Origin of the sequence: Pseudomonas abietaniphila, from assembly GCF_039697315.1 — a bacterium.
GTDB lineage: Bacteria > Pseudomonadota > Gammaproteobacteria > Pseudomonadales > Pseudomonadaceae > Aquipseudomonas > Aquipseudomonas abietaniphila_B.
Map to the genome: position 1 here is coordinate 98126 of NZ_CP155619.1, position 18560 is coordinate 116685.

Genomic DNA, 18560 nt, shown 5'->3' on the forward strand with positions numbered 1-18560 from the left:
CGGCTTCTGTTCAGCTCAGCGCCTCGGCAATTTCAGCCAGAATCGACGGATCATCGATGGTCGCCGGCATGCTGTAGGGCTCTGCATCGGCAATCTTGCGCAGTACCGCGCGCAAGGTTTTGCCGGAGCGAGTCTTGGGCAGGCGCTTGACCACCACCACCCGGTTGAAGCAGGCCAACGCACCGATTTGCTCGCGAACGCGGGCGATCAATTCGAGCTGAACCTGTTCGGTGCTTTGCTGAACCCCGTCCTTGAGGACGACGAGCGCCAGTGGCACCTGTCCTTTGATCTCGTCATGCACACCAATGACTGCGCTCTCCGCCACGGCAGGATGTTGGCCGACCAGATCCTCCATTTCGCCGGTCGACAGTCGATGGCCGGACACGTTAATCACGTCGTCCGTGCGCCCCATGATGTAGACGAAGCCCTCGTCATCGACATAACCGCCGTCGCCGGTGTTGTAGTAACCGGGAAAGGTCTGCAGATACGCCTGAAGGTAACGTCCGTGATCGCCCCACAAGGTCTGGCTGCACCCCGGCGGCAGCGGCAGCGCGATCACGATCGAACCCTGCTCACCGGGTTTGAGCAAATGCCCTTCGTCGTCCATGACATGGACCGCGTAACCAGGAACCCCACGATTACTCGAACCTGGCGCGGGATGATGACCTTCCAGTCCCAGGCAAGGCGCGGTAACCGGCCAACCGGTCTCGGTCTGCCACCAGTGATCGAGCACTGGTTTGCCGGTCAGGCGCTCCAGCCATTCGTGGGTACTGGAATCGAGCTTTTCACCTGCCAGAAACAGGTGTCGGATGGAACTCAGGTCGCGGCCTTTCAGCCATTGGCCTTCAGGGTCTTCCTTGCGGATCGCGCGGATGGCCGTCGGTGCGCAAAACAGCGCATTCACCCGATATTGCTCAACGATGCGCCAGTACGCCCCGGCGTCGGGCGTCCGAATCGGCTTGCCTTCATAAAACACCGTCGTGCACCCGGCCATCAGCGGGCCATAGACGATGAGCGTATGCCCCACCACCCAGCCGACATCGGAAATACCCCACCACACATCACCTGCGCGCATGCCATACACCTGATGCAGGGTGTAAAGCATCGCCACGGCATGGCCACCGTTTTCGCGAACGATCCCCTTGGGTTTTCCGGTCGTGCCAGAGGTGTAAAGGACGTAGAGCGGGTCAAGGCTCGACACCGGGACCGGCTCGACCGGTTCAGCGCCTTGCAGGGCCGCCTCCCAGTCCAGATCACGCCCTTGCTGCATCGACGCGACCGCCTGCGGCCGTTGCCAGACCAGCACCTGTTCGGGCTGGTGTTGCGCCAGCGCGAGGGCTTTGTCCACCAGCGGCTTGTAGGGAATGACCCGGTCGAATTCCAGCCCGCAGGACGCCGTCAGCAGCAACCTTGGCTTTATGTCGTCGATCCGCAACGCCAGCTCGTGAGGCGCGAAGCCCCCGAACACCACCGAATGCACCGCGCCGATCCGCGCACAGGCCAGCATCGCCATGGCCGCTTGCGGGATCATGGGCATGTAGATGATGACCCCATCGCCCTTCCTTACGCCCGACTGGCGCAGCAAGCCGGCGAGGCGCGCCACCTCGTCACGCAATTCATTGAAGGTGTAGATCGCCTGTCGTCCGGTGACGGGCGAATCGTAAATCAGTGCCCGCTGCTCACCACGGCCCTGTTCGATCTGGTGATCGAGGGCCAGATAACAGGTATTGAGCTGTCCATCGGCAAACCAACGGTGGGTGCCATCAGGCAGGGTTTGGAGCGTGTTTTCAGGCGGGCGAAACCAGGCCACCTGTCGCGCTTGCTCTGCCCAATACTGCGCAGGTTCGGCAATGGAACGCCGATGATGCTCGGTGTAGTGCGCACTCGAGCCGGCGTCTTGACTGTCATTCATCCGTGGATCCCTGTGATTGTTCTTATGAGGGGCTGGCACACAGGAATGAAATTAGCAGAAGCTCAACGGCGCGCCATCGGCGTCCACTTTCTCAATCAATAAAACAGGTCACGCTGCGTTGGCTTTACCCGCACGCTGCACCAAGAGCCCAGCCAACGCGAGCAATGCCAGCACAACCACCACCGAACCATATACATTCGTGGTGACGATCAGGCCTTCGGTTTTGACCGCGAGCCCCGCGATCAACGACGGCACGCAAAACGCAAGGTAACTGAGGGCGAGAAAGGCCGACATCAAACCCGCCCGTTCATGGGCGTGGGCGAGCGGCAGCAACAAACGTAAGGCCCCGAGAAAACTCGCGCCAAAGCCAATGCCCGCCACCACGGCACCGGTGAAAAACAGCCACAGCCACCCCAGATTCACTGCAAGCAAGATGACCGACACCCCCACCGCTAAAAAGCTGCAGCCCACCAGCAACGCCAGTTGAGGCGCTCTCAAGCGCAGGTTGAGGATCGAAATCGCACCGCTGATGGTCAATGCAGCCACTGCCAGACCGCCGTTGATCACCGACGTTGATCCGGTGGCCGCCGTCAGCAGCGAAGGTGCCAGTGACAGGAAAAACCCGCCCAGCGCCCACGCCGCAATGTCTGCCGGCAGCACCAGCAACAACGTCCCTCGCGCCCGTTGAGGCACGAACAACGTAGGCTTGAGCGTCTTGAGCACACCCGGCTGCGGCGTCACCGTCTCGCCGACACGCAGCAAATACACCGCCTGAACCACGAACGCCGCGAGCAACAGCGCATACGCCAACAACAGGGGCATCGGCGCGAATTCGACCAGGACGCTCGTTCCCAACGCACCCAGCGCCATGCCAAACATCGGCGCAATGCTGTTGATCAACGGGCCCTGATGCTGGTCGGTGTCGAGCATGGCGGCGCCCAGCGCACTGCTGGCGATACCGGTCGCGATGCCTTGCACAATTCGCGCGGCAATCAGCCAACCGACGTCGCTCGCGGCAACGAACAGCAGCATCGACACGATCTCCAGCAGCAACGCGACGAAGATCACCGGACGACGCCCGAGGTAATCCGACAGCGAGCCAAACACCAGCAGTGTGCCGAGCAAACTCAAGGCATACACGGCAAAAATCAGCGTCAACAGCGCGGAGGAAAACCCCCAGGCGTGTTGATACACGTGATAGAGCGGCGTAGGCGCACTGGACGCGGCGAAAAAGCACAACATCACAAAGGCGAGGTAACCCAGGTGACCCTGTTTCCGACCATCGACTTGCGGGTTCTGCAAAGAATCAGACACGAGTACACTCTCCCCAAAAAGCACGCTGCAAAAGCTACGAGTTAGCGTTAGTGAGTGTGCGAGCAGAATCTGCTTAAAGCAAATACTTTGTGTTAAGGTCCGCTCCATGGCTATCAAAGAAGGCATTCGCACCGGCGGCCGCAGTGCCCGGGTGCAGACATCGATTCACGCGGCGGTTCGCGACCTGCTGCAAGAACAGGAACGCTCTGCATTGAGCGTGCCGATGATCGCAGCACGCGCCGGTGTCACACCCTCGACCATCTACCGTCGCTGGGGCGACCTCACGTCCCTGCTGGCTGACGCTGCGGTCGAGCGGTTGCGCCCGGACGAGCCGGTGGACTGCGGCAACCTGCGCGACGATTTGCGCACGTGGGTCGAGGTCTATCTGGAAGAAACCAACTCGGCACCCGGCCGCGAGATGATGCGTGACGTGGTCGCCAGCAGCGCGACCCTGTGCTCGGGAAAATGCCTGAACATCGTGCGCGATCAGTTGCAGATCATCATCGATCGTGCCAAAGCTCGCGGCGAACGCAGCCCTGACGCGGACGAACTGATCGACGCAGTCGTTGCACCGATGGTCTATCGCATTCTTTACGCCGAATCGGCCCCGACCCTTGAGCGCATGCATCAATTGCTGGATCGCTGTCTGGGATAAGCATGGCGCCTGTCAAATCGTTATGATGGCGGGCCCTCGGTCATTGGTGTCTTATCTCCATGCACACTCTTGCAGACCTGCGCGCCGGCAAGCTGGCGGGCATCAAGCGGCTGGACCTCAGTTGCGGCCTCACTGAATTTCCCGATGACATTTTCAGCCTCAGCGATTCGCTTGAGGTGCTGAACCTCTCCGGCAACCAGTTGAGCGAGCTGCCAACGGACCTGTACCGACTCAAACACCTGAAAATCCTGTTTTGCTCCGACAACCTCTTCACCCGGTTGCCGGAAGCACTGGGCCAGTGCGAGCAGTTGTTCTTCGTGGGGTTCAAAGCCTGTCGCATTCGCGAAGTGTCGCCACGTTCGTTGCCCCCTCACCTGCGCTCACTGGTGCTGACCGGGAACTGCATCGAGTCGCTGCCCGAAGAGCTGGGCCGGCATCCACACCTGCAAAAGCTGATGATGGCCGGCAATCGCCTGCAAAGCCTTCCTGCCTCGCTGGCGGCTTGCGAGCGCCTGGAACTGGTGCGTCTGGCCGCCAACGACATTCACCAACTGCCGGCGTGGCTGCTGAAGATGCCCAAACTGGCGTGGCTGGCCTTTTCAGGGAATCCGCTGAGCGACATCCATGTCGAGGAACCGATCCGTCAGATTCCATGGCAACAGTTGACGTTGCATCACGTGCTGGGCGAAGGCGCATCGGGCGTTATTCAGCAGGCTGAATGGCGCGACGAAGACGGTACCGTTCAGGACGTCGCAGTCAAACTGTACAAGGGCGACTTGACCAGCGATGGCTCGCCACTGAAGGAAATGGCGGCCTGCATCGCGGCGGGCCAGCATCCCAACCTGATTCCCGTGCTGGGGCAGATCTACGGCCACCCACAGCATGCACGTGGACTGGTGATGAAGCTCATTTCCCCGCGCTTCAGCACCCTCGCCCGCCCGCCGAGCCTGGAGTCCTGCACACGCGACGTCTACAACGGGACACGTCTGCCGTTGAATACACTGATGCGCATGGCCGCTGGCATCGCCTCTGCGTGCCGCCACTTGCATGCCCGCGGGATCAACCACGGCGACCTGTACGCGCACAACATCCTCTGGGACGAAGACGGCAACAGCTTGCTGGGCGACTTTGGCGCCGCTGCGTTTTATCCGGACGAACGGACAGGCGAAATGCTCGAACGCATCGAAGTGCAGGCCTTCGGGATATTGCTCGCAGAGTTATTAGCGTGTTGCGACGCGGGTGATGAACACACCGCCGAATTGAGGGCACTTCAAGCGCGTTGCGTGCAGAAGGACCTGATCACTCGCCCTGATTTTGCAGAAATCGAGCGATGCCTTCAGAACTGAGGGTTCAACCGGGCGTGATCGGGACATCCTTCATACGTTTGGGAGCGAATGAGTCCGCTCCCACACGATTTACCTGGTCTGATGCGGGTCGTTAATCAACCCGCCAGCCCGACGTACACGTTCTGCACATCGTCATGGCTGTCGATCGCTTCCAGGAAGGCTTCGACCTCAGCCATCTGCTCGTCGCTCAGACCTTCCACCGGGTTTTTCGGGCGATAGCCGATCTTCGCCGACTCGACGGTGAAACCGAATTCCGGCAGCGCCTTGCACACAGCGTCCAGGTCAGTGGGTTCGGTGTAGAACAGGGTGACGCCTTCATCGCCGGCCTCAACGTCCTGCGCGCCAGCCTCGATGGCGGCCTCTTCAGGGTCGGCCTTGCCATCGCCGGCGGCCTCAATCATGCCCAGATGGTCGAAGTCCCAGGTGATCGAACCTGCGGCGCCCATCTGACCTTTGCGGAACAGCACGCGGATCTCTGCGACGGTGCGGTTGACGTTGTCGGTCAGGCACTCGACGATCACCGGCACCTTGTGCGGCGCAAATCCTTCGTACGTCACCTTCTCGAAATGCACGTGCTCACCGGTCAGACCGGCGCCTTTCTTGATCGCGCGCTCCAGCGTCTCACGGGGCATCGAGGCTTTCTTCGCCTGTTCGACGACCAGACGCAACCGGGCGTTCATCTCGGGATCAGCGCCGGAACGTGCGGCAATCATGATTTCCTTGGACAGCTTGCCGAAAATACGCCCTTTGGCGTTGGCTGCTGCTTCTTTATGTTTGACCTTCCACTGTGCGCCCATGATTGCTCTCTTGTTCCGATGGCGATTGACCGTCGCTGTCAGCCCGACATGGCGCGCCGGACCGATAACGGTAAATGCTGAAAAAGGGTGACCGATGATGACACGCCAATGCAGGAGCATGGCGACCGGCGCATTTTATACGCGATGGCGACAGATGAAACCCCCGGCGTGCTGCCGTCGATCAAACCGGGGTCCATAAGTTTCAGAGAAAAAGCCACAAGATCCCTCAGCATATTCAAACGCGTGCTGTAGTCCGCTTCCGAAAATTTCGCAGCCGCTCTGCAGTTACCCTTTTGTTCCGCCTGTTTTCGTACCCTCTGCACCTCGAATTTTCAAGGTGACACAGCCGATGCGCGAAGCCCCGCACGTGACAATGACCCTGGCCATCGCCAATGGCCCCAGCAATCTGCAGGTCATCGGCGTCAACGGTCGGGACCGGTTGAATGCGCCCTTCTGCTTCGATGTCGACGTGGTCAGCCCTGATCCCTGGCTCGACTGCGCCGCTCTCCAGCAGCACGAAGCCTGGCTGCAACTCGGCGTGATCGCGGGCAATTCCCACGGCGTGCACGGGCAGATTCACACAGCGCACCCGCTGTATCGGGGCCGGGACCTGAGCCTTTACCGTCTGCGCTTGATGCCCGCCATGCAGCGGCTTGAACGCACAGTCCGCCGTCGAACCTTCAACGGCCTGACCGTGCCGCAGGTCATTGCCCGCGTACTGGAGAGCCATGGTCTGGGAGACGACCATGCCCGTTTCGATCACCTGATCGGCGTTTACCCCGCGCGCGAGCATTGCGTGCAATACGATGAGAGCGACCTGCATCTCCTGCGCAGGCTCTGCGAGGAAGAAGGCATCAGTTTTCGCTTCGAACACCACCCGCAGCGGCATACCGTGGTGTTTTCCGATGACCCGGCGGGCTTCCCAGAGTGGCCACGGGCAGTGGAGATTGATGACCTCGCCGAGCAACTGTCAGTCCGCACCTGCTACAGCAGCCACGCCGGCGAGCTTTACGTCCCTCAAACCTTTCTCGACGCGTCTACCCCCGCGCAAGCCGACAATCAACCGCTGTGGATGCCCTTCGAGTCAGGCGCGTTTAGTGGGCAAGGTCAGCAGCTCAGTGGCCGTCAACTGGAGCGTTTGCGCTGTGAACGGCGGGAGATCATGGGAAGCAGTGGTCACCCATGGTTGCGCAGCGGCGGTGTCATGCGAGTCGATGGGCAGGTTGAAGCCATGCTCAACGACCAGTGGCTGATCACGGACGTGCAGCATTCAGGCAAACAGCTGGCCCCTCTGCAGCATTGCCCGACCGCCAACGTCATCCAGATCCTGCATGCCGTTGCAGCCGCCGAGTCTTGCGCCCCCATCAGCGCAGCGCGGATGCGTGAGACAGCACTGGAGCAACCCGCGCTGGCCCGTTATTTCAACGCATTTCAGGTGCTTCCCTGGGCCATGCCGTTTCGCCCCTCACTGGAGCATGACAAACCGTGCCTGATCGGAGCACACGCCGCCACACAGACCATGGACGGTGCGGACAGGAAGGGTCGCATCAAGGTTCGCTACGACTGGCAGCCCAGTGACGTGATACAGGGCGGCGAGGACAGCTGGGCCCGCATTACCCACAACCTGGGGCACCGTCCGGCGGGGACGCGGCTGAACGTCATGTTTTTCGAAGGCGACCCGGATCAGCCCGTTGTGTGCGGCACCCTCGTCAGTGACACGCCCGAAACCCGTTTGACCCGTACCCTGCTGTTGGATGGCATCGGCCATGACAGGCCTGATTCGGTCTTGCAGCTGCGTGCCGGTCAACACCTGCGGGTTGACAGCCATACCCCGCTCATCCTGCGAAGCCCGCACGCGACGCTCAGCCTCTCCGACACCGGTATCCATCTTGCGCCCGTGGTGAAAGCGGCCGAGGTCGCTTCCGCGTTCCGACCGCAGGAGCAGGATGATCTGCCCTCTGATCTGCGACTGATGGCCCCCGCCGACCCCATGCGTCCGCTACCGCATTGCACGTGGTACATCGTGCGAATGCCGACGCCGGACCTGGCGCACCTGGCGCGCATTGCCCCCGAAGATATCCTCTTCGAAGGCACCACTGACCTCAACGGCTGGCTGGGCTTGAGTCCAACCGAGTTCTCGCGCCTGCTGTACCTTTATGGTGAGGCAGCCAACCCACTGTGCATAGCTCATCCGGGGCATTGCCGAACGCTGCGCAGCTGTTTTCATGTGGCGCCCGCTGCGCAGACCGGCGAGGCGTCTGAGGACTGGTCATAGGCGTCGCGCTAAGCGTGCTCGGCCAACGAGGCCCCTTGGTCCTCAGCGATGCTTGAACGTGGGTTCGCGTTTTTCGATGAAGGCCGCCATGCCTTCCTTTTGATCCTCGCTGGCAAAAGCAGCATGGAACACCCGCCGCTCGAAGCGAATGCCTTCGGCCAGACTGACTTCGAAGGCGCGGTTTACGCTTTCCTTGACCATCATCGCCACCGGTAAAGACTTGGCGGCGATGGTCTGGGCGACCTTCAACGCCTCTTCGAGCAGTTGCGCTTGCGGCAGGATTCGCGCCACCAGCCCTGCACGCTCGGCCTCTACCGCGTCGATCAAACGTCCCGTGAGGCACATTTCCATGGCTTTCGCCTTGCCGACCGCGCGGGTCAGCCGTTGCGTACCGCCCATGCCCGGCAATACACCCAATTTGATTTCGGGCTGACCAAACCGAGCGTTGTCTGCCGCCAGGATGAAGTCGCACATCAACGCCAGCTCACAGCCACCGCCCAGCGCAAAGCCCGCAACGGCCGCAATGATCGGCTTACGTCGATTGGCGACGCGATCACTGTCACTGAACAGGTCGTCGAGGTAGATCTGCGGGTATTTGAGCTCGGCCATTTCCTTGATATCAGCGCCCGCCGCGAACGCCTTGGCAGAACCTGTCAGGACGATGCAGCCGATATCCCGATTGCTTTCGAGCTCGTCAAGGGCATGGTTGAGTTCGCTGATCAGCGCTGAATTCAGGGCATTCAAGGCCTCCGGGCGATTAAGCGTAATGAGGGCAACCCGACCTTGAATCTCTTTGAGGATAGTTGTGTAACTCATTGTTCTTATTCCACTTTTTATTTTTTAACGGAAGCTCGAATCAACCTGATCGAACTTTAAGAGTCTTCTACAGGGCATTGATAAATAACGACTTTTATATAATTTCAATCGCCATCGCCGTGGCTTCTCCACCGCCGATGCAAATCGCTGCGACCCCGCGTTTCAACCCGCGCTGTTTCAATGCAGAAAGCAACGTCACCAGGATCCTCGCGCCCGATGCACCAATGGGGTGACCCAATGCACAGGCGCCGCCGTTAACGTTGACCTTTTCATGAGGCAACTCAAGCTTGCTCATCGTGACCAGCGCCACCACGGCGAACGCTTCATTGATCTCGAACAGATCGACGTCACTCAGTGACCATCCGGTTTTGCTCATGAGCGTTTCAATGGCCCCGATCGGCGCCGTTGGAAACAGTCCCGGCTGGTTCGCGTAGCCGGCATGTCCACGGATCACCGCCAATGGCGTCAGCCCCCGCCGCGTGGCTTCAGACTGGCGCATCAAGGTCAACGCCGCTGCGCCATCGGATATCGAACTTGAGTTGGCGGCAGTGACGGTGCCCCCTTCGCGGAAGGCCGGTTTCAGTTCAGGAATCTTGTCGAGCCGCGCTTTTGGCGGCTGCTCGTCCTGGCTGATGGTCTTCTGCTCTTTGCCGACCGTGACCAGGACGGGAACGATCTCCGCCTCGAAGCGGCCCTGCTTCATGGCGTCCTGAGCGCGCGTTAACGAGGCGACGGCGAACGCATCCTGCGCCTGCCGGCTGAATCCTTCGAACGACGCGCATTCTTCGGCAAAGGTGCCCATCAGTCGTCCGCGTTCATAAGCGTCTTCAAGGCCGTCGAAAAACATGTGGTCGATGATCTGGCCGTGGCCCATGCGGTAACCGCTGCGGGCTTTTTCCAGCAGATACGGCGCGTTGGACATGCTCTCCATCCCTCCCGCGACCACCACCTCGGCGCTGCCCGCGAGCAACAGGTCATGGGCCATGATCGCCGCCTGCATCCCGGATCCGCACATCTTGTTCAGCGTCGTGCACAGCGTGCCGTTGCTCAAGCCCGCTCCCAGAGCGGCTTGCCGAGCAGGTGCCTGGCCCAGGCCAGCGGGCAACACGCAACCGAAGAGCACTTGTTCGACGTCCGCTGCGCCGAAGCCAGCCCGCTCGACCGCCGCGCGGATCGCGGCCGACCCCAATTGCGGCGCGGTAAGGCTCTTCAAATCACCCTGGAACCCGCCCATGGGCGTACGAACGGCACTGACGATGACCACCGGGTCTTCGATCATTGTTTGGCGTTTGTTCAGTGACATGGAGCATCTCCTCGATTAGCGCGCCGCCATACGCAGGGCGCCGTCAAGACGGATCACCTCGCCGTTGAGCATGCTGTTTTCGATGATGTGGCGTGCGAGCGCAGCGTACTCGTCCGGCCGGCCGAGCCGTGGCGGGAATGGAACTCCGGCCGACAGGCTTTCACGCACTTGCGGGGTCATGCCCGCCATCATTGGGGTTTCGAAAATACCGGGCGCGATGGTCATGACCCGGATGCCGAACCGCGCCAGTTCCCGCGCAGCGGGTAATGTGAGGCTGGCGATGGCGCCTTTGGAGGCCGCATACGCCGCCTGGCCGATCTGGCCGTCGTAGGCCGCAACCGACGCGGTATTGATGATGACGCCGCGCTCCCCGCCCTCGTCGGCACTGCCTTCGGCAATGGCAGCAGCCGTGAGGCGCAAGAGATTGAAGCTGCCGATGAGGTTGACGTTGATGACGCGGCTGAAACTCTCGAGACCGTGAGGGCCTTCCTTGCCAAGGATTTTTTCCGCACCGACGATGCCGGCGCAGTTGATCAGGCCGTTCACCTGACCGAACTCGGTCAGCGCCTTCTCGACTGCCGCCCTGGCCGCGCTTTCCTGGGTAATGTCGGTGACACTGGCGCGCGCATTGGCGCCCAGCTTCTGGATCTGGCTGTCGAGCGCCTGAGCGTTGACGTCGACCAGCATGACTCTGGCGCCTGCGTCGATCAGCATCTGCGCCGAGGCGGCGCCCAGGCCGGATGCGCCGCCACTGACCAGAAATACCTTGCCTTCGATCTGCATGATGGTGTCTTCCCTACACTGTTTTTATTTTGTTTGTTGTCCGGAACAGCGAAATACTCCGCTCTGTCGCCCCGATGGGCAATAGTCAAAGCGCGCAGCGGGGGTGGTGCTTTTAGACAGTCGTCGGTGCCGGGCTACGCCTTGCGCTGCAATACCGCAGCGCCAGCCTGTGCCGACAACCGCCGGTTATCCAGTAACGCCAGCAGCGCAATCACCGCCACCCCGATGAAGGTCAGCTGGAAATCCGCCGTATGCGCCTGCCCTTCGTTCCCATGCAGGTACATCGAGCCGCGCAGCAGCAAGGCGGCAATCGCAACCCCCAAGCCCATGCTCAGCTGGAAGAACATGCTGAACATCGTCGAGGCGTCGCTCATCTGTGCCTTGGGCACGTCGGCAAAACCCAGCGTGTTGAACGCGGTGAACTGCATGGATCGCGACAGTCCGCCCACGAACAGGATCAGCAGGATCAACGGCCAGCTCATGTGCTCGTCGAGCAGCGCGCAGGCGGCGATGGCCAACACGCCGATCACGCCGTTGATCATCAGCACGGGCCGGAATCCCCAACGCTGCATGATCGCCGTGGTAAAGGGCTTCATTGCCAAGTTGCCAGCGAACACGCCCAGCACCAGCAGCCCGGAATCGAAGGCCGACAAGCCAAACCCCAGTTGAAACATCAGAGGGAGCAGAAACGGTAACGTGCTGATGGCGATGCGAAACAGCGAACCGCCGAACAGGCTGACACTGAACGTGCGAACGCCGATTACCGCAACGTTCATCAAGGGATGCTCGCGCTTGCGCATATGGGCCCACGCCAAGGCGCCGCAGGTCAGTCCCAACGCCGTCACGAGCAATCCGGGCCATTGGCTGGCGCGCCCCTGCCCGAGCATTTCCATGCCATACAGCAAAGCGGTGCAGGCGACGCCCAACAACACGAAACCGCCGAAATCGAAAGGGCGCTGGCTGGCCTCGTTGCGCCGGGGAATGAGCACCCAGGTGGCAAGCAAGGCAAGCACGCCCAGCGGCAGGTTCAGGTAAAAGATCCACTGCCAGGACGCATGGGTCACGATGAAACCGCCCAATGGCGGCCCCAGCACGGGCGCAACCAGACCCGGCCAGGTGATGAGTGAAATCACCCGCACCAGGTCTTTTTTCTCGGTTGCACGCATGACCGCCAGACGTCCAACCGGCACCATCATGGCGCCACTGATGCCTTGCAACACACGCGCCGCGACGAAGCTCTCCAGACCGGTGCTGATGCCGCACAGCAGCGATGACACTGTAAACAACACGATCGCGCCGCCAAACACCAGTCGGGACCCGAAGCGGTCGGCCAGCCAGCCACTGATAGGGATGAACGCGGCGATGGCCAGCATGTAGGCGCTCATGCCGATATTGAGGTCCACCGCCGCCACGCCGAAGGTTTTGGCCATTTCCGGGAGTGCGGTGGCGATCACCGTCGCGTCGAGGTTTTCCATGAAGAACGTAACCGCCACCAGCAAAGCGATCAGCGTCGATTGGCGTTGAGACATCAATACGGTCCTTGAATAGCGAGGGCAGGCTGCGCCTTAGAGTATCTGCTTCGACGCGTTTCCCGCAGACCGAAATGACCTCAAGCCGTCACGAATCGGTATTGGGCGATTATCGAACGAATTGCTGTGCAGGCGACGGTCCAGTGCTTTTGCAAGATTAACTATCTGGTACATTTTGCTTGCGCAGGCGTCTTCAAACGCGCACCCAATAAAAAGAGCGGACTGTCATGACCTCGAACGCTAAACACCCTTCCATCCTCGCAGGCCTCATAGGGGCAGGCATCCAGGCCTCACGCACGCCGTCGCTGCACGAACGCGAAGGCGATGCCCAAGGCATGCGTTACCTGTATCGAATCATCGATCTGGACGCCCTTGGACTCGACACCACCGCTCTGCCCGAACTAGTGACCGGGGCTCAGCGCAGCGGCTTCACCGGCCTCAACATCACCTTCCCGTGCAAACAGGCGGTCATACCGTTGCTCGACGCCTTGTCAGACGAAGCGCGCTGCATCGGCGCAGTGAACACCGTGGTGTTCCGCGACGGCCAGCGGATCGGCCACAACACGGACTGCTCAGGATTTGCCGAAGGGTTTCGGCGCGGGTTGGGCGACGTCGAGCGGGGCTGCGTCGTGCAAATGGGCGCAGGCGGCGCGGGTGCAGCCGTTGCTCATGGGTTGTTGAGTGAAGGCGTCGGGCAGTTGCGCATCTTTGACGTTGAGTCCGAACGCGCGCAAAGCCTGGTCGATAACCTCAACGCGCATTTTGGTGCCGGGCGCGCACGCGTCGGGCATGACCTGCCCGCCGCCATGGCGCAGGCTGATGGCCTGGTCAACACGACGCCCGTCGGTATGGCCAAGCTGCCGGGGACGCCCTTGCCGCCGGAGTTGTTGCGCGCAGAACAGTGGGTTGTGGAGATTATCTATTTCCCACTGGAAACCGAGCTGCTGGCGTTCGCTCGGCGCCTGGGTTGCCGCACACTGGACGGCAGCGCCATGGCCGTGTTTCAGGCGGTCAAGGCATTCGAACTGTTCACCGGCCAGACCGCCGACGTCGGTCGTATGCAAACGGCGTTTCGTTCGCTGGACGCCTGAAGCTGCCCAGGGCATCAGGTCCTAGGGCATCAGGTAACGCATCACCGAGTCGCTGATCATCGCTTTGTGTCGCGCCTTCACGTCCTGATCTTCCAGCTCGATCTGGAAGATCTCCGAAAACGTATGGCGGTTGGACACTCGGTAGAAACAGAACGAACTGATCAACATGTGCAGGTCGACCGCCTGCACACCCTTGCGGAAAATCCCTTCTTTTTCGCCCCGACGCAACGTTTCGTCCAGCGCTTGCAACACGTGCTGACTCAGCGCACGAATCGTCGGTGACTGTTTGACGTTGTCGCCATTGTGGATGTTCTCGATGCACACGATGCGCACGAAATCGACGTTACGATCATGGTGATCGAAGGTGAACTCGACCAGACGCTGGATCGCCGCCATGGGCTCCAGGACGTCGAGCTCCAGACTGCTCTCGGTGTGACGGATGTCGCCGTACAGCTTTTCCAATACTTCGGTGTACAGCTGTTCCTTGCTGTTGAAGTAGTAATAGATCATGCGTTTTGAGGTTTGTGTCCGTTCGGCGATGGCATCAACCCGAGCGCCCGAAAGTCCCTGGGCCACAAACTCGGCGACGGCCGCCTGAAGGATGCCGTCGCGGGTTTTTTCCGGATTGTTCTTGCGGCTCTTGCGTGGGGCCTCTACGGGCGCTTCGGCAAGGATGTCGTCGACAGTTTTCATGCTTGGCTCACGACCACGGTGGAATCGCGCGATTATGAGCCGCACGGCTGCGTTACGGAAGTGGCATATGCCAGCATGCCACCCTAACCTTCACAGACGCGCCTGCCGCGCGGCGCTGCTGCGCGACTTGGCCATGGCGGCCAACCGCACGGCCACGTTGGCGGCGCCGTAGCCGACATAGCCATTTTTGCGTTGCAGGATTTCGAAGAAAAACCGGTCGTCGAACGCCTCTGTGTAGACGTGGAACAGCTCGCCACCGTTGGCATCCCGGTCATACAAGACGTTGTAGTAAGCCAGCTCGCTCAGGAACTCGTCGTCGAAATCAAAACGGGCCGCCAGATCGTCGTAATAGTTGAGCGGGATGTCCAGCAACTGCACCCCCGCCTCTTTCGCCCTCGCGACCTGCGCAAAGATGTCGTCGCAGGCGAAGGCTATGTGATGCACGCCAGAGCCGCGGTAGCTGGACAGCGCGTGAGAAATGGCCGTGTTGCGGTTCTCCGAGATGTTCAACGGCAAGCGCACACTGCTGCAACGGCTGCGTAACGCACGGCTCTTCACCAGACCGTACGGGTCAGGCAGCACCACTTCGTCGTCCGCTTCGAAATCCAGCAGCGTTTTATAGAACAGCACCCAGCTGTCCAGGCTGTCGGCGGGCAACGCCATCGCCATGTGGTCGATGCGCTGCAGACCACTTCCGACCGCGGCCTGGGTGTCGATATTGAAATCACTGTCGTAGATCGACTGCCCGGCTGCGGCGGGCTCCACCAGATAGATCAGACTGCCGTCCGGCGCGCGCACGGCCGGAATTTCCCGCTCGTTGGGCCCGACCAGCCCACGGTACGGCTGGCCTTTGTACTGCCGCGCACGCTCGAGCGCCGCATGGCCGTTTTCGACCCGCAAGGCGGTGGCGCACAACGACGGACCGTGGGACTCGAAAAAACTGTGCGCGAACGAATAGGGCTCGGCATTCAGCACGATCTTGATGTCGCCCTGCCCCAGCAAGCTCACCGCCTTGGATCGATGCTGGCCGAGCCTGGCAAAACCGAGCTTCTCCAACCAACCGGCAAGCCGCGCGCCTTGCGCGTCATCCACGGCGAACTCAAGGAATTCGACACCGTCGTAACGACCCGCCTCGGGCGGGCTGAACAACAATGGCGGTGCGACCGGATGAGACTCACGCTCCAGCAACTCGCGGGTTTTCTCTTCCAGATACAACAGCGAACGCAAGCCGTCGGCAGCGTTGGCCCGCGGAGGCGCAGCGCGAAAACCGTCGTTGAAAATCTCCAGCGACAGCGGGCCGGTGTAACCACTCTTCAGAATCGGCGCGAGGAAGCCCGGCAAGTCGAACTCGCCCTGCCCCGGGAAACAGCGAAAATGCCGACTCCACTCCAGTACATCCATCGCCAGCACGGGGGCATCGGCCATCTGCACAAAAAAGATTTTGTTGCCGGGAATCTCGGCGATACCCGCAGGATTGCCCTTGAGCGAGAGCGTATGAAAGCTGTCGAGCAAAACGCCGAGGGCGGGATGGTCGACCTGACGCACCAGGTTCCATACCTGCTGCCAAGTGTTCACGTGACGCCCCCAGGCCAAGGCCTCGTAACCGATTCGCAGGTCGCGGGCGCCAGCGCGCTCGGCCAGCAGCGCCAGATCGTCCAGCAGAATGCGCTCATCGCCCAGTGAGTCACTGGCGGTGTTGCTGCACACCAGCACCAGGTCCGTGCCGAGCTCCTGCATCAGGTCGAACTTGCGCTCGGCGCGGTCGATGTTCCGCTGCAGACGGTCGCGGCGGCAGCCTTCAAAGTCGCGAAAGGGCTGAAACAGGGTGATCGCAATACCCAGATCAGCGCACATCTGGCGCACGTTGCGCGGACTGCCGTCGTAGTACAGAAGGTCGTTTTCGAATATCTCAACCCCGTCGAAACCGGCGGCGGCAATGGCTTCGAGCTTTTCTGGCAGGGTTCCGCTCAAGGAAACGGTGGCAATCGAGCGCTGCATGTTCTGACTCCTCGGTTATTTCACCTGACGGTCAGTTCTCCAGCCGGTGTTCAGGTGTTAAAGCGATTATTCTCCCGGTATCCTGTTACGGCAATTTAAATGTACGGACCGGTTAGTTTTGTGTTCGATAATCGCCCAAAAGCGCCCTGAGTCAATTGACGCTCCTGCCCATGCGCTCCACCATCGTTCTCACATTGTCGGACAAGGTTCAGCTTCAACCGATGCCGCGTGTCTGCGCTGCCTTGCATCGGCTTAGCGTCACCCAGACACAACCATAACAATTCCAAGACAGGTTAATGCTCATGCGCTCATACCCTGCTTCCCCTGCGCCGGTCGCAGCCACGCCCGTGCATCCCCATGCCGGGATCGGTGAAAAGATCCGCGGCGCGCTCGCCATCGGCAAGACCCGCTGGGGCATGCTGGCCCTGGTCTTCTTCGCCACCACCCTGAACTACATCGACCGCGCGGCGCTCGGCGTCATGCAGCCCATCCTGGCCAAACAGATGAGCTGGACGGCGATGGATTACGCCAACATCAACTTCTGGTTCCAGGTCGGATACGCCATCGGCTTTTTGCTTCAAGGACGGTTCATCGACCGGGTGGGCGTCAAGCGGGCGTTCTTTCTGGCGGTATTGCTCTGGAGCTTCGCGACCGGCGCACATGGCCTTGCGACCTCCGCCGCGGGCTTCATGGTCTGTCGCTTCATCCTCGGCATGACGGAAGCCGCCAACTACCCGGCGTGCGTCAAGACCACCCGTTTGTGGTTCCCGGCCGGCGAACGCGCGGTCGCCACCGGCATTTTCAACGCAGGCACTAACGTCGGCGCGATGGTCACCCCCGCCCTGTTGCCCCTGATCCTGACTGTGTGGGGCTGGCAGGCAGCGTTTATCTGCATGGGTGCTCTGGGTCTGACTTGGGTCGTCATCTGGCGCTTGAAGTACTTCAACCCTGAAGACCATCCGACCGTTCGCCAAAGCGAACTGGATTACATCAATCAGGCCAGTGAACCTGAACCCGCTCCCGCCAAAGTGCCCTTCTCGCAGATTCTCAAAATGCGCGGCACCTGGGCATTCGCGCTGGCCTATGCCATGACAGCGCCGGTCTTCTGGTTCTACCTGTACTGGCTACCGCCGTTCCTTAATCAGCAATACAACCTGGGCATCAACGTCACCCAGATGGGGATTCCCCTGATCCTGATCTGGCTGACCGCCGACTTCGGCAGCATCGGTGGCGGCATCCTCTCGTCGTGGTTGATAGGTCGTGGCATGCGCCCGACGACGTCGCGCCTGCTGTCGATGCTGGTGTTTGCACTGACGATCATCAGTGTGGTGTTTGCGGCCAACGCCAGCGGCTTGTGGGTCGCGGTCCTCGCCATTGCGCTGGCGGTCGGGGCGCATCAGGCGTGGACGGCGAACATCTGGAGTCTGGTGATGGACTACACGCCGAAACACATGATGAGCACGGTGTTCGGGTTCGGCGGCATGTGCGCGGCGATTGGCGGGATGTTCATGACCCAGATCGTCGGCGTCGTGCTGACGGCCACGCACAACAACTACAACGTGCTGTTCACGATGATCCCGGCGATGTATTTCATTGCGCTGGTGTGGATGTACTTCATGGCGCCTCGCACGGTTGAGAACGCGGGCGATTGATTGCCAAGGGCGAGAGAAAGGCTGTGGGTTTCACGTTATCTGGCGGATCCGGTGTTTGTGGTGACGCGATGTTTTGGGTTTAGCCTAAAGGCCAAACTGTTCCGCCTTCGGCGGGTTACTTGAAAACACCAAACAACCAAGTGTCTTTGCTCCTGGTTTGGCCCTCCTGCGTCGTCGTACCCTCCGGCGACGCTCCGCGGGCCCGCGCCGAACGGACATCCATGTCCTGACGGCGCTCTCTACTGTAGGAGCGCGCTTGCCCGCGATCTGCCGGGAACCGGCAGCAAAACCTGTGCATGCGGAGTGTCAGGCATAATCGAGTCGCCTGATTTTGCTACCGCTGCGCGGAAGATCGCGGGCAAGCGCGCTCCTACAAGGACTACAAAATCCTCCTGC

Annotated in this window: 14 protein-coding genes; 5 read left to right on the forward strand and 9 right to left on the reverse strand. The window is 60.8% G+C overall.

Annotated features, from left to right (window positions below; all coding sequences use genetic code 11):
- Nucleotides 1-10 precede the first annotated feature (10 nt).
- On the reverse strand, nucleotides 11-1912 hold the full coding sequence (locus ABDX87_RS00375; RefSeq protein ID WP_346831046.1) for a propionyl-CoA synthetase: 1902 nt from the start codon (nucleotides 1910-1912) through the stop codon (nucleotides 11-13).
- Nucleotides 1913-2020: 108 nt separating this feature from the next.
- A complete protein-coding gene (locus tag ABDX87_RS00380) occupies nucleotides 2021-3154 on the reverse strand; it encodes an MFS transporter (RefSeq protein WP_431061295.1) in 1134 nt (377 codons plus the stop codon).
- 178 nt (nucleotides 3155-3332) lie between these two features.
- On the opposite strand from ABDX87_RS00380, the gene ABDX87_RS00385 reads away from it, so the two are divergent.
- Both ABDX87_RS00385 and ABDX87_RS00390 read left to right on the forward strand, forming a co-directional pair.
- Nucleotides 3333-3881 (forward strand): TetR/AcrR family transcriptional regulator, encoded by a 549-nt coding sequence (locus tag ABDX87_RS00385; RefSeq protein WP_346831048.1) that lies wholly within the window; start codon nucleotides 3333-3335, stop codon nucleotides 3879-3881.
- Nucleotides 3882-3940: 59 nt separating this feature from the next.
- A complete protein-coding gene (locus ABDX87_RS00390; protein WP_346831049.1) occupies nucleotides 3941-5227 on the forward strand; it encodes a leucine-rich repeat-containing protein kinase family protein in 1287 nt (428 codons plus the stop codon).
- Nucleotides 5228-5322: 95 nt separating this feature from the next.
- On the opposite strand, the gene ABDX87_RS00395 is transcribed toward ABDX87_RS00390, so the two are convergent.
- Nucleotides 5323-6024, reverse strand: coding sequence for a YebC/PmpR family DNA-binding transcriptional regulator (locus tag ABDX87_RS00395; RefSeq protein ID WP_346831050.1), 702 nt, complete (start codon nucleotides 6022-6024; stop codon nucleotides 5323-5325).
- A gap of 349 nt (nucleotides 6025-6373) precedes the next feature.
- Between ABDX87_RS00395 and ABDX87_RS00400 the strand changes: the two genes are divergently transcribed.
- A complete protein-coding gene (locus ABDX87_RS00400; RefSeq protein WP_346831051.1) occupies nucleotides 6374-8299 on the forward strand; it encodes a type VI secretion system Vgr family protein in 1926 nt (641 codons plus the stop codon).
- 42 nt (nucleotides 8300-8341) lie between these two features.
- Here ABDX87_RS00400 and ABDX87_RS00405 read toward each other — a convergent pair whose 3' ends face one another.
- From ABDX87_RS00405 to ABDX87_RS00420, 4 genes are all read right to left on the reverse strand, one after another.
- The gene (locus ABDX87_RS00405) at nucleotides 8342-9115 is read right to left on the reverse strand and encodes an enoyl-CoA hydratase (RefSeq protein WP_346831052.1); all 774 of its coding nucleotides are present in this window, start codon (nucleotides 9113-9115) and stop codon (nucleotides 8342-8344) included.
- A 94-nt stretch (nucleotides 9116-9209) separates the two neighbouring features.
- Nucleotides 9210-10391 (reverse strand): acetyl-CoA C-acyltransferase, encoded by a 1182-nt coding sequence (locus ABDX87_RS00410; protein ID WP_346833658.1) that lies wholly within the window; start codon nucleotides 10389-10391, stop codon nucleotides 9210-9212.
- A gap of 42 nt (nucleotides 10392-10433) precedes the next feature.
- Complete coding sequence (locus ABDX87_RS00415; RefSeq protein WP_346831053.1) at nucleotides 10434-11201, reverse strand: SDR family NAD(P)-dependent oxidoreductase; 768 nt, start codon at nucleotides 11199-11201, stop codon at nucleotides 10434-10436.
- A gap of 134 nt (nucleotides 11202-11335) precedes the next feature.
- Nucleotides 11336-12730, reverse strand: a complete 1395-nt coding sequence (locus ABDX87_RS00420) for a DHA2 family efflux MFS transporter permease subunit (protein WP_346831054.1) — start codon at nucleotides 12728-12730, stop codon at nucleotides 11336-11338.
- A gap of 227 nt (nucleotides 12731-12957) precedes the next feature.
- On the opposite strand from ABDX87_RS00420, the gene ABDX87_RS00425 reads away from it, so the two are divergent.
- On the forward strand, nucleotides 12958-13821 hold the full coding sequence (locus ABDX87_RS00425; protein ID WP_346831055.1) for a shikimate dehydrogenase: 864 nt from the start codon (nucleotides 12958-12960) through the stop codon (nucleotides 13819-13821).
- A 21-nt stretch (nucleotides 13822-13842) separates the two neighbouring features.
- Here ABDX87_RS00425 and ABDX87_RS00430 read toward each other — a convergent pair whose 3' ends face one another.
- Nucleotides 13843-14514, reverse strand: coding sequence for a TetR/AcrR family transcriptional regulator (locus ABDX87_RS00430; protein WP_346831056.1), 672 nt, complete (start codon nucleotides 14512-14514; stop codon nucleotides 13843-13845).
- A gap of 90 nt (nucleotides 14515-14604) precedes the next feature.
- A complete protein-coding gene (gene quiC / locus ABDX87_RS00435; RefSeq protein ID WP_346831057.1) occupies nucleotides 14605-16512 on the reverse strand; it encodes a 3-dehydroshikimate dehydratase QuiC in 1908 nt (635 codons plus the stop codon).
- 302 nt (nucleotides 16513-16814) lie between these two features.
- Between quiC and ABDX87_RS00440 the strand changes: the two genes are divergently transcribed.
- Nucleotides 16815-18164, forward strand: coding sequence for an MFS transporter (locus tag ABDX87_RS00440; RefSeq protein WP_346831058.1), 1350 nt, complete (start codon nucleotides 16815-16817; stop codon nucleotides 18162-18164).
- Nucleotides 18165-18560 lie beyond the last annotated feature (396 nt).

Excerpts from the sequence above, each read along its gene's own strand:
- ABDX87_RS00375 (WP_346831046.1), bottom strand. The coding sequence starts at position 1,912 with ATGAATGACAGTCAAGACGCCGGCTCGAGTGCGCACTACACCGAGCAT.
- ABDX87_RS00380 (WP_431061295.1), bottom strand. The coding sequence starts at position 3,154 with ATGTTGTGCTTTTTCGCCGCGTCCAGTGCGCCTACGCCGCTCTATCAC.
- ABDX87_RS00385 (WP_346831048.1), top strand. The coding sequence starts at position 3,333 with ATGGCTATCAAAGAAGGCATTCGCACCGGCGGCCGCAGTGCCCGGGTG.
- ABDX87_RS00390 (WP_346831049.1), top strand. The coding sequence starts at position 3,941 with ATGCACACTCTTGCAGACCTGCGCGCCGGCAAGCTGGCGGGCATCAAG.
- ABDX87_RS00395 (WP_346831050.1), bottom strand. The coding sequence starts at position 6,024 with ATGGGCGCACAGTGGAAGGTCAAACATAAAGAAGCAGCAGCCAACGCC.
- ABDX87_RS00400 (WP_346831051.1), top strand. The coding sequence starts at position 6,374 with ATGCGCGAAGCCCCGCACGTGACAATGACCCTGGCCATCGCCAATGGC.
- ABDX87_RS00405 (WP_346831052.1), bottom strand. The coding sequence starts at position 9,115 with ATGAGTTACACAACTATCCTCAAAGAGATTCAAGGTCGGGTTGCCCTC.
- ABDX87_RS00415 (WP_346831053.1), bottom strand. The coding sequence starts at position 11,201 with ATGCAGATCGAAGGCAAGGTATTTCTGGTCAGTGGCGGCGCATCCGGC.
- ABDX87_RS00420 (WP_346831054.1), bottom strand. The coding sequence starts at position 12,730 with ATGTCTCAACGCCAATCGACGCTGATCGCTTTGCTGGTGGCGGTTACG.
- ABDX87_RS00425 (WP_346831055.1), top strand. The coding sequence starts at position 12,958 with ATGACCTCGAACGCTAAACACCCTTCCATCCTCGCAGGCCTCATAGGG.
- ABDX87_RS00430 (WP_346831056.1), bottom strand. The coding sequence starts at position 14,514 with ATGAAAACTGTCGACGACATCCTTGCCGAAGCGCCCGTAGAGGCCCCA.
- quiC (WP_346831057.1), bottom strand. The coding sequence starts at position 16,512 with ATGCAGCGCTCGATTGCCACCGTTTCCTTGAGCGGAACCCTGCCAGAA.
- ABDX87_RS00440 (WP_346831058.1), top strand. The coding sequence starts at position 16,815 with ATGCGCTCATACCCTGCTTCCCCTGCGCCGGTCGCAGCCACGCCCGTG.